The sequence below is a fragment of the Olsenella sp. kh2p3 genome, assembly GCA_900119625.1.
Lineage (GTDB): Bacteria > Actinomycetota > Coriobacteriia > Coriobacteriales > Atopobiaceae > Tractidigestivibacter.
Genome location: FPKD01000001.1, coordinates 100,036 through 113,846 on the forward strand (window position 1 = coordinate 100,036; position 13,811 = coordinate 113,846).

Consider the following 13,811-nt stretch of genomic DNA (forward strand, 5'->3'; position numbering starts at 1 on the left):
TTTACCCCTTCTCGAAGTGACCGGAGCCATTCTATCCGCACGAGACAAACGCTATACCGCAGCCCACAATTCCACGGCGGCTCCACGCGCGACGGGGGGCGCAGCGCGCGTGCTCCGTTACCATGGGAGCAGCAAAACAAGCAGAGGAGACCCATGGCAAACGAGAACAACGCAAAGGCAAAGACGCACGTCAAGCTCCGTCGCGCAGCGCTGGGACTGCTCGCGGCGCTCGCGGTTGCCGTGGTGGCATTTCTCGCCTACGCAAGCACCTACTCTCGGGCAACCGCGCGTGCGGAGGCTGCGCTCGCAGGCAGCGACTCCGTCCGCGTGACAGCAACCGCAAACGGTTACCTCTTTGATGGGCCTGGCACAGAGAACGCGCTGGTGTTCTATCCCGGCGGCAAGGTCCAGTGCGAGGCCTACGCAGCCCAGTTAGAAAGCATCGCCGAGAAGGGAACGGACGTGTTTCTCGTGCGCATGCCGCTCAACTTTGCGTTTCTCGACATGAACGCCGCGGACTCCATCCTAGGCAGTGGCGAGTACCACTACAGCCACTGGTACGTGGGCGGTCACTCCCTTGGCGGCGCGATGGCCGCCGTCTACGCCGCCGACCACACCAGCGAGCTTGACGGGCTGGTGGTTCTCGCCGCGTACCCCACCAAGAGCCTGCGCGCGCCGGGCTTTAGGATGCTGAGCGTCTACGGCTCCGAGGACGGCGAGGTAGACAAGCTGCAATCCCATGCCGACCTGCGGCCGGACGACTACGCGGAGCTTGTGATCGAGGGCGGCAACCACGCCCAGTTTGGCGACTACGGCGCGCAGGACGGCGACGGAGTTGCCACGATAAGCGTCGAGGAGCAGCAGGGGCTCACCGCAAACGCCGTTGCCGCGTTCACGCAGGGCGAGTAGGGCCAAGCAGGGCGCCAGTCTCCCCCTACCGCCGCGCCCGACCCTCCAGCACCAGCATCACGGCGCCGAGCAGCACAATCGCCACGCCACTGATGCCAAACCACGCGCTCACGCCAAGGACCTCCGCCACGGGCGAGGCCACCGCAAGGCCAATGGGCGTCGAGATCATCGAGACAATCTGGAACGCCGAGAAGGCCCGGCCAAGCTTCTCGGGCGCGATGCTCTTCTGCATGTACGCCACGATTGGCACGTCGTAGCAGGTCGCGGTTGCCCCCATCGCGCCGCAGAGAACAACGAACGCCACCCAGCCGCCAAAGCTCCGGGGCAGCAGCCCCGAGGCAAGGCAGGTCGCGCCCAGAGCCACCGTTGCCCAGAACGACGCGCGAACCTCGTTCTTGAGGTTGGCCTTCGCCACCGCGATGCCCGCCACCAGCATCCCCAGCGCCCAGCTCATCTCGACGAGGCTCCCCTCGAAGGCCCCAAGCCCAAAGAAGTCGCTGGTCATGAGCGGATAGAAGGACGAGAGCGGCATGAAGAACACCATGAACACGAGAAGGGAGACTATGACCTGCGTGAGCACGCGGTCCTCCCAGAAGACCGAGAGGCCATCGCGCAGCTCGCGGACGGGGTGGAGCCTGGGGCGCTCCCCCTCCGCACGGTGGTCGGGCACGGGAACAATGCCCAGCGTGACGGCGGCGACCACCGCGCCAACGAGGTCCGTCACCAGGATGAGCGCCAGCGGGAACGCCGCAAAGAGCGCACCGCCAACAACGGGGCCAAGAATATAGGAGGCGCTGCTTATGGCCTGCGCCATGCCGCCGGCCTCAACAAGGGACTCGGCGGGCACGATCTGCGGTACCATCGCCTGCATCGCGGGAGCCTGGAACGAGGTCGCTGCCGCACGGGCGGCGAGAAGCGCGATCACTGCGGCGACCGAGACGCCCCACGAGCCCATTGCCAGCGCAAACACCGTCGCCATGATGCCCGCAGCAAGGTCCGCCGCGATGCAGACGCGCTTTCGGTTGTGGCGGTCCGCCACGATGCCCGCCACAGGCGAGAGGATCGCGCCGGGTAGGAACGCCGCGAGGCCCGCAAGTCCCATCGCAGCGGGCGACGCCGTTTCCTGCGCAAGGAACCAGACCAGCGCAAACTGCACCGCCGAGCTTCCCACCTGCGAGACTGCCTGACCCGCTAGGATGGTGTAGTAGCGGCGCCGCCACGCGGGGTTAGGGCGCATGGCCTCCTGCGGGCTCTTGGTTTCCTGGTCATCCACGTCGAGGCTCCGTCCTTCTCGCCAGAACGAAAATGGGGCGAGACTATAGCACGCGCGGGCGAGGGTGTCTAGGAACCGTCACTCGCACCAGGTGGTGCGCACCGCTGCCGCAGGGGTACCATGAAGCCGTTTTGCAACGCAACGCTGGGAGGACGCATGGGCGAGCTCACACTGGAGGAACGCGGACAGAGGATTGTCGACGCCTGCCTGGGCGAGAGGAGCGCGAGCCCCTACGAGGTCTTCCGCAATGTCGCACGCAGGGACTTCGTGCGCATGCACGGACCCGAACACCACGTTCTCGACGGCGCGGCCGTGCTCACCGCGTACCGCAACGCCGGCGGGGAGGTCGACCTTCCCTCGGCGCTTGCCGAGCTCATGTCGCGCGGCCTGCAGATGCCCGGCGCCATGTGTGGCCGTTGGGGGGTGTGCGGCGCCACGGCATCCGTTGGCGCAGCGCTCTCGATCCTTGAGGGGACCGGCCCGCTCACGAGCGACGACTCGTGGGGCAGCCACATGGTGTACACGTCCCGCGCGCTCGAGGCCCTCTCGCGCATCGGCGGGCCGCGCTGCTGCAAGCGCGACGCGTACGTCTCGCTGGAAACCGCCGTCGACTACATACGCGAGCGCTTTGGCGTTCGCCTCGAGAAGGACGACGTCCGCTGCGAGTTCCACCAGCAGAACGCCCAGTGCCTGGGCGAGCGGTGCCCGTTCTATCCCAGCCGCTGAGGCATCTCGGGCACTCTCTTGGCGTCTCAATACGCGAGATCACAGCGTCGCGCATCGTGGCTCTCGACGCGCGGTTCGTGCACGTTTCGCCCGTTTCGGGTAGCCTGTGATACGCGAGCTGCAGCTCCGCGCACCGGCGCAAGCCGGGACGAGCAGCCCGCACCAACCTTCCAACCAGCAGCCACAAGACGGATGGGGCGAGAAGATGCACATACCCGAGAACTACCTAAGCCCCTCCACCTGCGGAGTCATGGGTGCCGTGATGGTTCCCGTGTGGCTGCACGCCGCCCGAAGGGTCCGCCAGACGGTCCCTCGCGAGAAGATGCCACTTCTCGGGGTAGCCGCGGCGTTCAGCTTCCTCGCCATGATGTTCAACGTGCCCATCCCGGGCGGCACCACGGGACACGCCGTGTGCGGCACGCTCGTCGCCATACTCTTTGGCCCCTGGGCGGCGGTTCTCGCCATCTCCATTGCCCTTGCCATCCAGGCCGTCCTGTTTGGGGACGGGGGCATCCTCGCCCTTGGCGCAAACTGCTTCAACATGGCGTTCGTGCTCCCCATGGTGGGGTACGGCATATACGCGCTGGTCATGCGTGCCTTTACGAGCAGGTCCTCTGCCGAGAAGCCCCAGGCGCGCGAGGGCCGGGCACAGGCGCCGGCGCTCGAGCTAGTGGCCGCCGGGGTTGGCTCGTACGTGGGCATCAACGCCGCCGCGCTGTGCGCCGCCATCGAGTTTGGCATCCAGCCGCTGCTCTTCTCGAACGCGGCCGGGCAGGCGCTGTACTGCCCCTACCCGCTCTGGGTCTCGGTTCCCGCCATGCTCGCCGGCCACCTCACGGTTGCCGGCGCCGCCGAGGCCATCTTCACCGTGGGCATCCTCGCCTACGTGAGGAAGACCGCACCCTCGTTTGGAATCGAAGGCGCGCTGGCCCCTGCCGACGAGGCCACCAAGACCGCGCCCACCGCATCCCAGGCGCACGCGGCGCGCGCGAGCCTGGCCGCGCTCCTCGTTGCCCTCGTCGTTCTCACCCCCCTGGGGCTTCTCGCCACGGGCGACGCTTGGGGCGAGTGGGCAACCGAGGACGTGGCCCAGAGCGTGGGCTACACCCCCGCTGGCATGGCCGACGGCTGGGAGTGGCAGTCGCTCCTGCCCGACTACTCGCTTGGCGGCCTGCCCGACTGGGTTGGGTACGTGCTCTCGGCGGTCATAGGCGTTGCCCTTCTCGTCATAGCGTTCCGCGCGATCGCCGCCGGGATGAAATCGAAGGTTGACTTTGGGACGCGCTAGCGACAGAACGCAACTGGAGGAGGCCGAGCCGGCCGGGGACTCCCTCCCCTCCTGGCTCGTTGAGCCCGAGGCATACGTGCCCGCCGCCGACCGCGACGGCTTTGTCCAGAAGAGCCTGCTGTCACTTACCGGCGTGCTCTCGCGCCTGCGCATGGACGACGGGCAGTCGACGTCCCTCTCGCCATCCGCGCCCGTGAAGCTCGCCTGCGGCCTCGCGGTCATCCTCATGACGTCCCTTAGCTCAAACTTCGCGTTTACGCTGGTGGTGCTGGCAGGCATGCTGCTGAGAACCGCAGCGCTTCCGCCCAAGGCGCTGCGCCGCGTCGTTGGCGTGTCATTCACCGCCGCGGGCGTGAGCGCCCTTGTCATGGTACCGGCCGTGCTCCTGGGGCAGTCGCAGTCGGCGCTACTCATGGGGACAAAGGTCCTCGTGTGCGTGGGCACCGCTATGGTCGTCGCGCTCTCCACGCCCGTCCACGAGGTGACCGGCGCGCTGCGCGCCTTCCACGTATCGAACCTGGTGATCATGACCCTCGAGCTTGCCCTCAAGAGCATCGTGACCCTGGGGAAGGTTGCCACCGAGGTGCTCTGCGCCCTTGACCTGCGAAGCGTTGGCAAGAACCGCTCGAAGGGCACGTCCATGGGCGGCGTTGGGGGCGTGACCTTCCTGAAGGCAAACGAGGCGGCACGCACCACTGCCGACGCCATGCGCTGCCGTGGGTTCGGGGGCGAGTACCAGGCCGCGCCGCGCGGCGCCCACAAGCCCATCGACCTCGCCTGGCTTCTCGCCCTCGTGGCGGTGGGCGTCCTGTTTGCCTACCTGCAGGGGGTGGCCTAGCGTGGTCCACACCTCAGGGCACCCGCGGTCGCTGCACCACCCGCAGCACGAGAGTTCACGCCCCCTCATGGAGTTTCGCGACTTCTGCTTTGCGTACGAGGAGCGCCCCACCCTCTCGCACATCGACCTCACCATCGACGCCGGCGACTCCGTGGTTCTCATGGGCGACAACGGCTCTGGCAAGTCGACGCTGCTCAAGGCCATGTGCGGGCTCGTGTTCCCTCAGCAGGGCTCCTACCTGTTTGACGGCAAGCCCGTGGATGCCCAGAGCATGCGCACCCCCGCGTTCTCGAAGTGGCTGCACCAGCGCGTGGGCTTCATCTTCCAGGACTCCGACTCCCAGCTGTTCTGCGCAAGCGTGGAGGAGGAGATCGCCTTTGGGCCACGCCAGATGCAGCTCGGCGAGGACGAGGTGGCTCGCCGCGTGAGCGACGTGTGCCAGCTTCTGGGCATCGACCACCTGCGTGGCCGCGCGCCCTACAACCTCTCCGGCGGCGAGCAGAAGAAGGTGGCCATCGCCTGCGTGCTCTCCATGAACCCCGACGCGTACTGCTTTGACGAGCCGCTCAATGGGCTCGACCAGCGCACGCGCGAGTGGCTGCTGGGCTTCCTTCGCCAGCTCAAGGGCGCGGGCAAGACGCTGGTGGTGGCGACCCACGACCAGTCCCTCGCCGACGAGGTGGCCGACTACTTTGTCTACTTTGGCGACTACCACGGCTACGAGGACCGCCCGCACATCCACCTCAATCGCTAGCGGGGGCGGGCCTCTCGCGCGGCGCTCCCCTCTCGGCCTTCTCGTCCATAATGGGCACTGGCAACAAAGTGTCATCCGGACATGACGGCCCGTCAGCGAAAGGCGCATCATGAATGACTTCGTGTTCCAGTCCCCCACCCGCTTTGTGTTTGGCCGCGGCTATGCGGACAAGATCGGCGAGGAGGTTGCTGCCCTTGGGGCCAAGCGCGTCCTTCTGGTCTACGGCGGCGGCTCGGTTGTGCGCACGGGGCTTCTCGCCCGCGTGACCACATCGCTCGAGGCGGCTGGCGTGTCCCACGTCGAGCTTGCCGGCGTTCGCCCCAACCCCGAGGTTGGCCTGGTTCGCAAGGGCATCGAGCTCGCGCGTGCCGAGAAGGTGGACCTCGTCCTGGCCGTTGGCGGCGGCTCCGTGATCGACTGCTCCAAGGCCATCGCGTTTGGCACGCCCTACCAGGGCGACGTTTGGGATTTCTTCTCGCACAAGGCAACCATTGGGGACTGCCTGCCCGTGGCGTGCGTGCTCACCATCCCCGCTGCGGGGTCGGAGGGCTCGGCGTCCTGCGTCATCAGCAACGACGCGCTCAACCTCAAGCGCGGCGTGAACGGCGACGTCTTTCGCCCGCGCGTGGCGATTCTCGACCCCGAGGTCACCTTCACGCTGCCGCAGTACCAGACGGCCGCTGGTGCGGTGGACATCATCTGCCACATCTGCGAGCGCTTCTTTAGCGGCGCGGGTCCCGTTCCCGTGACGGACAACATCGCGTGCGGCATCATCCGCGCGGTGATCGACGCCGCGAACACCGTGGCCGAGAAGCCCAACGACTACGACGCCCGCGCCACCATCATGTGGTCGGGCACCCTCGCCCACAACGACCTCTGCGGGTGCGGGCGGGCCACCGCGCCCGAGAAGCGCGCCGGCGGCTGGGAGAGCCACGGCCTTGAGCATGAGATCTCTGCTCACCGTCCCGAGGTCACGCACGGCGCTGGCCTGGCCGTCATTCTCCCCGCCTGGATGCGCTACGTCTGGCGCTCGAACCCGGAGCGCTTCCTGGCCTTTGCCCAGGGAGTCTTCGATGTGGAGCCGGTGGACGAGACGGACGAGGCAACCGAGGACGCCATCACCTTTGCCATCGACGAGCTGCAGCGCTTCTTTGTTGGCCTGGGCATGCCGCGGACGCTTGCCGACCTTGGCCTTGCGCCGGAGGAGGTCGACGGCTGGCTGGAGACCCTGCGCCAGAACAAGGGCGAGCGCTTCGGCGAGCTTAGGCCGCTGACCATGGACGACGCGCGCGCAATCTACCGCTCGGCGTTCTAGCGGCGGCGGGGCGCGGGGCGGCCGGGTGGCGGGGCGGCACTTCCGGCGCGCCCGGCACCCCGGCGCGTCCCTACGCGTTCTTCTCGACAAACCGACGCCAGCAGGCGTCTGCCTCGGCGGCCGCGCGCTCCTCGTCGATGCCCACAAGGTGTCCGCCCTGCATGACGGTCCTGCCGGCAACAACGGTGCGGTCCACCGGCCCGCGCCAGCCCACCACGGCCAGCACAGCCTTGGGGTCCTTCATCGCACCCGTGAGCTCCAGCCGGTTGGCGTCGATCATGAAGAGGTCCGCCGCCTTGCCGCTGGCCAGCTGCCCGATCTCCGGGCGGCCAAGCACCCGCGCTCCCCCGCGCGTGGCAATCTTGAGCATGTCGTAGCCGGTGGGCGCGTTGTAGCTCTCGTTGAGGCGGTGGAGCAGGAAGCCCACGCGCATCTCCTCCAGCAGGCTGGAGCCGTCGTTGCTCGCCGAACCGTCGACCCCCAGCCCCACGGGAATCCCCAGCCTGAGCATATCGCCCACGCGCGCAACGCCCGAGGACAGCTTCATATTTGATATGGGGCAGTGCGCCACGCCCGTACCCGTCTGCGCAAGGACGCGCAGCTCGTCATCGTTAAAGTGGATGCCATGCGCAAACCACACGTCGGGGCCCACCCAGCCGACGGACTCCATGTACGCCAGAGGGCGCATGCCCGTTGCCTCGATGGTGAAGCGCTCCTCGTCCAGGGTCTCGCACAGGTGGGTGTGCAGGCGCACGCCCAGCGAGCGGCCCAACTTGGCGGACTCTACCAGCAGGTCCTTGGTCACCGAGAACGGCGAGCACGGCGCCAGCACCACCTGGCGCATCGAGAAGGGCGCCGGGTCGTGGAACTTCTCGACCGCGCGCTGGGAGTCGGCGAGAATGGCGTCCACGCTCTGAACCACGGAGTCGGGCGGAAGGCCGCCGTCCTTCTTGCTGAGCGACATCGACCCGCGTGAGACGATCATGCGCGCGCCGATCTGCGAGGCCGCGTCGAACTCCGCCTCCATGAGGCCGTCCACGCCGTTGGGGAACACGTAGTGGTGGTCGAAGCAGGTGGTGCAGCCGCCCTTCACCAGCTCGCCGAGGGCGGAGTAGGTGGCGTAGCGCATGACCTCGGGGTCGATGTTCTTCCAGTACTCGTAGAGCGTGGTGAGCCAGGGGAACAGCTCGAGGTTCTGGACCTCGGGGTAGTTGCGCGTGAAGATCTGGTAGAAGTGGTGGTGCGTGTTCACGAGGCCGGGGTAGACGACCTTGCCGCGCGCGTCGATGACCTCGTCGGCGACGGACGGCGCCGCAGCGACGTTCGCACCGGTGGGGCCCACGTAGGTGATGACGCCATCGGTTGCGAGAAGGTCCGCGTGGGTGAACACGTGATTCGCATCGTCGCAGGTAACAATAGTGTCGGCATTCTTTACAAGCAGCGTTCCCATTCCAGTTCCTCTCGTCCAAAGAGACCAACTGGGCGCCCATGCGCCCAGCCAACGCCCGGCGTGCTGCCGGGACGTTGCCAAGGCGATGGGGGGTGCCACGTGCTCGGCCGAGGGCCGCCGGAATCCCATCCGCTTGTTACTTGAGGGGATTGTAGCGCGCGGGCGCACGCGTCACGCGGCTGGTTCTGTTGCAACCGCAACATAGAGAGGCCCGTACGCCCGCGCTCCCGAGGGGCATTGCCCAAAATTTGCGGTTGCCGGTCAAAATTCGGGGTTCCGCTTAGTATCACCTTGCAGGTGCCATTTCTCTACCTGCGGCTCCGCAAAAAGTTAGGGGCTTCGTACTCGACGATTCGCCCAAATAGGACCGGCAACCGCAATTTTTGGACACAGGGGGGCACAGCACCGGGCAATCGTACGAAATGGGCGTCCCGAAGCCCCATTTGCCAGGCCTTCCGAGCGGAGAATCTTCACCGTCATGGCAGCTCTTCGACCCACCCGCAATACCCCCGCAGAGAATAGCTCTCTTTCTTAAACCCGGTTTCGCCCAACTGGGCAAATGCGATTGCCTTTTAAGAAAGAGAGCTGTTCTCCGCGGGGGCACCGGACATGGGGGCACAACGTGGGGCGCAGCGGGTTCGCAGCCCGCTGGAATTCCTAGCGCTGCTGGAACAGCCGAATGTCATCGACGAGAAGCGCGAGGTACGGATGCGAGTTCGCACGTGCCTCTCCGCCCGCCAGAAAGAGCGCGAACCTTCCGTCGTAGTCAAAGTTCCTGATGTGCGAGAAGTCCGGCAGGGCACCGCCGCAAGCCGAAATCGCGGCCTCGCTTTTGACCTCGCCACCTTCATTGTCGAGACTCAGCGCAATGGTCTGGAGCACCTGGTCAATGATGCACTCCCGCTCTTTGACATCGAGAAACTCCAGCCCCTCAAGCTCGCGAAACTCCTTCGACAGCTTCAAAGAGAGATTGGGGCACATGAAGGAATCATGGTCATCGAGGGGACGAGTCTGGGTGCTGCCGGCGCGTTTTGCCTGTTCAAGCGTGTTTGCCCACATCTCCGAGAAGGACCCTCCCTGCGGCGAACGAACAAGCACGACGCTGTCACCCTCCTTGGTCTGTAGACTCACCGCGTGATGCTGCCTGTCCTTGTAGTAAAGGGGTTTCACCTGCTGCCTCATCTTGCGGCTAAGGCGTTGGTCCGGGTCGTACGCCTCAAAGAAGGTGACACATGTGTCTCCGTCTCCCCAAGACTCCTCTTCGCAGACTCCAAACGGCACAAGAAACGAGAACTTGCGGTACAGCATGCAATAGAAGAGGAGCGAGGTCATGCCCGGAGAAGGCTCCGACCAGTCAAGCTGGTCGAGAACCTCACTCGATTGGCCAAAGCGGCGCCTGACCTCGGTTTCTATCTCTCTTCTCGCCCGATTGTTCTTTGGCCCGGAATAGGCATAGAAGTGATCTTTGGGCAGCGCACCCCTCCCAAGCCTGCTGGCATTGAGTGCCCTGACCAGCTCGCTTGTACCTCCAAGCGGGTTCAGCGGACCGCCGTCGCAAAGCGTTTCCATCATGTTGTCCCAGCAGACCTGCATGGTGGCGCACCATGCAGCAGACCCGCGAACCACCTGCACATCCGACGCAACGACCTCAATGCCCCTGCTTGTATTGCCACATGAACTCGTCATTCGTGGTCGCCCTTCCCGTTAGCACGCAAACGCGATCTCTTCCCCATCCCACGCAAGCGGCAGCCCCGCATCCGCAACAGCGCGCAGGAGCTCGACCACCTCGCGCGGCACGGCGTTGCTCCCACAGCACTCGAAGTACCTGCTTCCGCATAGACCGTCATGCTCCAGCTATTGCCATCAAGCACGGGCTCCTCGGGCACAAACGGCTCCGCCCAGGTGTCCGCATGGGTTGCCAGCACCGCGGACAAGAGCTTCTCGGCAGCCGCGCCCTCAAGGGTCCTACGCTGGTCAACCGCGCAATCGGCGTTTCGGACAACCACGTCCACGGCCCCGTTCCGCCTCCAGATCACGACGACCGGGCGCTCGCCCATACGGAAAAACGAGTGGGAGACCAACGCGAGAAAGTCGAACCCCTCGAGCAGCGCCCGCCTGTTAGCCGGACCGACCTCCGTAGGTCTCTCAGCCTGCGACGCCAGGTGCTCCTCGCGCTCGGGCTCGGGGAAGCCAAACTGGTACCAAGTCTCGCCATCGCGCGCGTCATTCTCCGCCATGCCGACCGCCCTCCTCAATCCCAGCTACCCGTGATACAAGAGACGTTCTTGCCACCGCACTTGGGACAGCCGGTGGAGGCAAACCCTTCGCATCGTGCCGAAAGTTCCTCCTCGCTCATGGGAGGCATGCACTCTCCGGCCCGCAACGATTCTCCGCACGATGGGCACTCCTCAGGGACGGCATGATAATCCAACCACCCATTGCCGCCATTGTCAACCTTCAGTGAAGTGCCCAAAATCACCTCTCCGCAGTAAGGGCACTCGTAGTAAGTATTCTCTCGCAGCACCGTCCACCCATCGGGGATGCCCTTTCCAAGCAGGACTTTCATCGCTTGCCCAAAGTCACCGCGCTTAACCTGCTCCACCACGTCAGGTGGATTGAAGACCGAGAAGCCCCCACCGCAAAGGAAGCTCTCACCGGCACCGCAGTCTCTGCAACACCACTCGAGCAAGCAGCCCATACCCCGCGCCCTCCTCACCGCTAGATGACGAAGAACCCAACTGGTTGTATTATTTCTCGCCCACGCGACATTAATTAGGGCGTCAGGTGCCCAAGCCGGCCCCTTGGCACCGTCATCGTCGCGGAGTTTAGCTCCTTTTCTTAACTCGGCTCCCCGCCAACTGGGAAAACGCAGGGCCCGTTTAAGAGAAGGAGCTATTCTCCGCGAACCAAGTCTGCGCACGAATCACCGAATTATCTCTATAGGAGGAGCCACGAGCGAGAAGGACTCGAATGGATGCATAGCGGCACCGTAACTAAGCCGAAAGATAGGTAGCTCCACTCGCTGTGATTCACGTCCAAAGATTCAGATGGCGAGAATGAACTCATTCTCAAGGCTTCGCAGATAACCCTTCCGTTTAGCAGGGGACTATGTATCGGAACCCGCTTCCCAGCAAAGCCTCTCGGGATTCCAGGTTGCTTCGACGTCTTGCTTCTCGCCCAAAAGAGCGGGGTTATAAAATTTCGACGCAAGACAACAGGCCGCCGGAAAAGAGGCATAGTCAACGGCCACACCACTGTTCTTGGCAAAGACGGAAAATCTCGACTCCCATGCCTTCGGAGCAGCAAATTCTATTGGAACGGCCATTCCGCGTCTCGCGCACTCGCACTGAATTGAATAGGAGAGTTGCCCCAACAAAAAGGGTTCATTCGTTGCATAGAAAACAACGTCAACCAGGTCCTTCATCCTAGAGGATTGCCAGCCACCGGGTTGTAGTTCCATGATGGCGCACAATTTATCCGCCAGCTGGTCGGGAAGCGGATAAACGAGGTAATCGCTGGTCGCGAGACCTTCTATGAAAACCCTGCTTGCGGGTTCAATGCGCTCTGGAGGCAGAGTAGTTCCGCAATCAAGCGCAAGGTCGATAAGGATAGGGTCTTTCTCCTCATGACCCAAATAAGTTGCATAACGCAACTTAAGCAGACGAGAATATCCATTCTCATCTTGGCATTCCTCGCACTTGGTGAGCTCAAAGGTGAGAAAATCACCCATATCCTTAGTCACAAGCGAGTTTAAAGCGGCAACCGCTGACTCAGGGGACTCGCATTTCAGGGTAGCAAAGTCGATATCCCTCGTCGCTCGAGCATCGGAAATGCGCGCAAGCAAGCCGCTGCCTCCCTTGAGAACAAATCGCGATTCAGGGTCGCTGAAGACTCTGCAGAGAAAGCGATCGCGCAATGCTTGTCGATACCCCGTTCCTGGGTCGATGCAAGCAACCCTTAGAGCTTTCTTCAACGCTCTGTCGAGCTGGCCCTCGTTCGCGTAGCTCATATTCTCCTGCCTCCCCTCATCATCTCGTACAGGCTGGGATCTTTTGCTATGCCCATCTTCATACCCCTGCGGTCAATCTCTTCCCTAAGGTGGTTCTCGTCTGAAATAAGCCCCAGTTCAAGTGCATCGCAAAGTACGTTGGACACGAGGCTTAGGTCCTCGCCGTAGTCAATCAAGTCAATCACCGTTCGAGCTGGAGTTGTTGCGGGGATTCCAGCGACCAGCGAGGTGTCTGTTTGCCTTAGGTCTCGTTTCCTCAATATCAAGCCATGTCTTTGGGTCTGTCGCCTGACGCTTGTGCAGAACTCGTAGGGCATGGGGCCAATCTCTCCAATGCGATATAGCCAAGCGGCAGTTACACCCATCGCAACCGGATCGGCGTCAGAAAAAGGCGCACCGGGTTGCCTAGAAGGTACCAGCGACAACCATGCGGCAAATACGTCTTCCTCACGCTGGCTTGGAGCACCACCCATTCGATAAACACCCTTGGCAAGCCTCTCGACATTACCAAGTTTCTCGAGCCTCGATACGGTATAACGCTCCACGCCCACTGCCTTTGCCTGAGCAGCAGTGAATAACCCCTTCTGAGAAAAGGAGATATCATTGAGAATTCTTATGGCTTCGACAGTCTTCATGCTTGTATTGTAGCGATATTTGCAACAATACAAGCATGAATGGGATACGAGAACCCCAACCTCACCGCACGGCGCCCGAGGCCCCGTTGGAGCCCAGTTCCTCGGCTCGGTAGGCGTCATAGCCCTCGTAGGCGTACGAGGCGTCGACGCTGCGGGCGAGAAGCGCGACGCTGTGCAGGTCGTCTGAGAGCGCCTGCCCGAGAAGCGCCTTAATCTCGAGGTCGCGCACGGGACTGCGCTCCATTGCGAGCAGGTAGTCTTCGCGCCCAATGCGACTCCAGTCGACCGTGCGGCAAAGCTCGCAGCGGAACATGTGATCAAGCCAAATGCGCCCCGAGCGCCCGTTGCCCTCGCGGAAGGGATGGGCAATGTTCATCTCGACGTACTTCTCGACAATCTGGTCAAAGTTTCCTTGCGGCATAGCCTCGATTGACCTGATAGCAGACTCAAGATAGAGCACGAGAAGGGCGTCCGGCAAGAGCCCGGCAGCTGCAACTGCTGGAATGCAGGACTTCGAGTGTAAATGATACTGTCAGAGCTACCGAATCCAGCAACCTCGCGAACTGCTGCACGCAACTAGCAATGAATCTGTTGAGAGGCCCTACCGCAATCAA

General features: G+C 63.6%; 13 protein-coding genes. 6 read left to right on the plus strand and 7 right to left on the minus strand.

The genetic code is table 11. The annotated features are described in order from the left end of the window. The first annotated feature begins 153 nt into the window (after positions 1-153). Positions 154-909, plus strand: coding sequence for an alpha/beta fold hydrolase (locus tag BT122_RS00445; protein WP_072354130.1), 756 nt, complete (start codon positions 154-156; stop codon positions 907-909). Between the two features lie 25 nt (positions 910-934). On the opposite strand, the gene BT122_RS00450 is transcribed toward BT122_RS00445, so the two are convergent. After that, entirely contained in the window at positions 935-2,182 is a 1,248-nt protein-coding gene (locus BT122_RS00450; protein WP_083432224.1) for an MFS transporter, read from the minus strand. Between the two features lie 156 nt (positions 2,183-2,338). On the opposite strand from BT122_RS00450, the gene BT122_RS00455 reads away from it, so the two are divergent. The 5 genes from BT122_RS00455 to BT122_RS00475 all read left to right on the plus strand — a co-directional run bounded on the left by BT122_RS00455 (position 2,339) and on the right by BT122_RS00475 (position 7,103). Continuing rightward, a complete protein-coding gene (locus tag BT122_RS00455) occupies positions 2,339-2,908 on the plus strand; it encodes a DUF5714 domain-containing protein (RefSeq protein ID WP_072354131.1) in 570 nt (189 codons plus the stop codon). A gap of 205 nt (positions 2,909-3,113) precedes the next feature. Continuing rightward, entirely contained in the window at positions 3,114-4,196 is a 1,083-nt protein-coding gene (gene cbiM / locus BT122_RS00460; RefSeq protein WP_072354132.1) for a cobalt transporter CbiM, read from the plus strand. Continuing rightward, positions 4,183-5,034 (plus strand): energy-coupling factor transporter transmembrane component T, encoded by an 852-nt coding sequence (locus BT122_RS00465; protein WP_218161943.1) that lies wholly within the window; start codon positions 4,183-4,185, stop codon positions 5,032-5,034. Before cbiM ends, BT122_RS00465 begins: the two co-directional genes overlap by 14 nt. A 67-nt stretch (positions 5,035-5,101) precedes the next feature. Then, positions 5,102-5,788, plus strand: a complete 687-nt coding sequence (locus BT122_RS00470) for an energy-coupling factor ABC transporter ATP-binding protein (protein WP_072354133.1) — start codon at positions 5,102-5,104, stop codon at positions 5,786-5,788. 109 nt (positions 5,789-5,897) lie between these two features. Then, a complete protein-coding gene (locus BT122_RS00475; RefSeq protein WP_072354134.1) occupies positions 5,898-7,103 on the plus strand; it encodes an iron-containing alcohol dehydrogenase in 1,206 nt (401 codons plus the stop codon). Between the two features lie 70 nt (positions 7,104-7,173). Here BT122_RS00475 and BT122_RS00480 read toward each other — a convergent pair whose 3' ends face one another. The 6 genes from BT122_RS00480 to BT122_RS00510 form a co-directional block, all read right to left on the minus strand. Continuing rightward, positions 7,174-8,553: an 8-oxoguanine deaminase gene (locus BT122_RS00480; RefSeq protein WP_072354135.1), complete on the minus strand. Its 1,380-nt coding sequence runs from the start codon at positions 8,551-8,553 to the stop codon at positions 7,174-7,176. A 657-nt stretch (positions 8,554-9,210) separates the two neighbouring features. Then, positions 9,211-10,239: a hypothetical protein gene (locus tag BT122_RS00485; protein ID WP_072354136.1), complete on the minus strand. Its 1,029-nt coding sequence runs from the start codon at positions 10,237-10,239 to the stop codon at positions 9,211-9,213. Further along, positions 10,236-10,790, minus strand: a complete 555-nt coding sequence (locus tag BT122_RS00490; RefSeq protein ID WP_072354137.1) for a hypothetical protein — start codon at positions 10,788-10,790, stop codon at positions 10,236-10,238. The genes BT122_RS00485 and BT122_RS00490 overlap by 4 nt, the downstream gene beginning before the upstream one ends. Before the next feature lie 869 nt (positions 10,791-11,659). After that, positions 11,660-12,562 carry a nucleotidyl transferase AbiEii/AbiGii toxin family protein gene (locus tag BT122_RS00500; protein ID WP_072354139.1) on the minus strand — a complete coding sequence of 301 codons (903 nt, stop codon included), beginning with the start codon at positions 12,560-12,562 and terminating at the stop codon, positions 11,660-11,662. Then, positions 12,559-13,197, minus strand: a complete 639-nt coding sequence (locus tag BT122_RS00505; protein WP_072354140.1) for a type IV toxin-antitoxin system AbiEi family antitoxin domain-containing protein — start codon at positions 13,195-13,197, stop codon at positions 12,559-12,561. Before BT122_RS00505 ends, BT122_RS00500 begins: the two co-directional genes overlap by 4 nt. Before the next feature lie 61 nt (positions 13,198-13,258). After that, entirely contained in the window at positions 13,259-13,657 is a 399-nt protein-coding gene (locus BT122_RS00510) for a Fic family protein (RefSeq protein ID WP_218161944.1), read from the minus strand. Positions 13,658-13,811 lie beyond the last annotated feature (154 nt).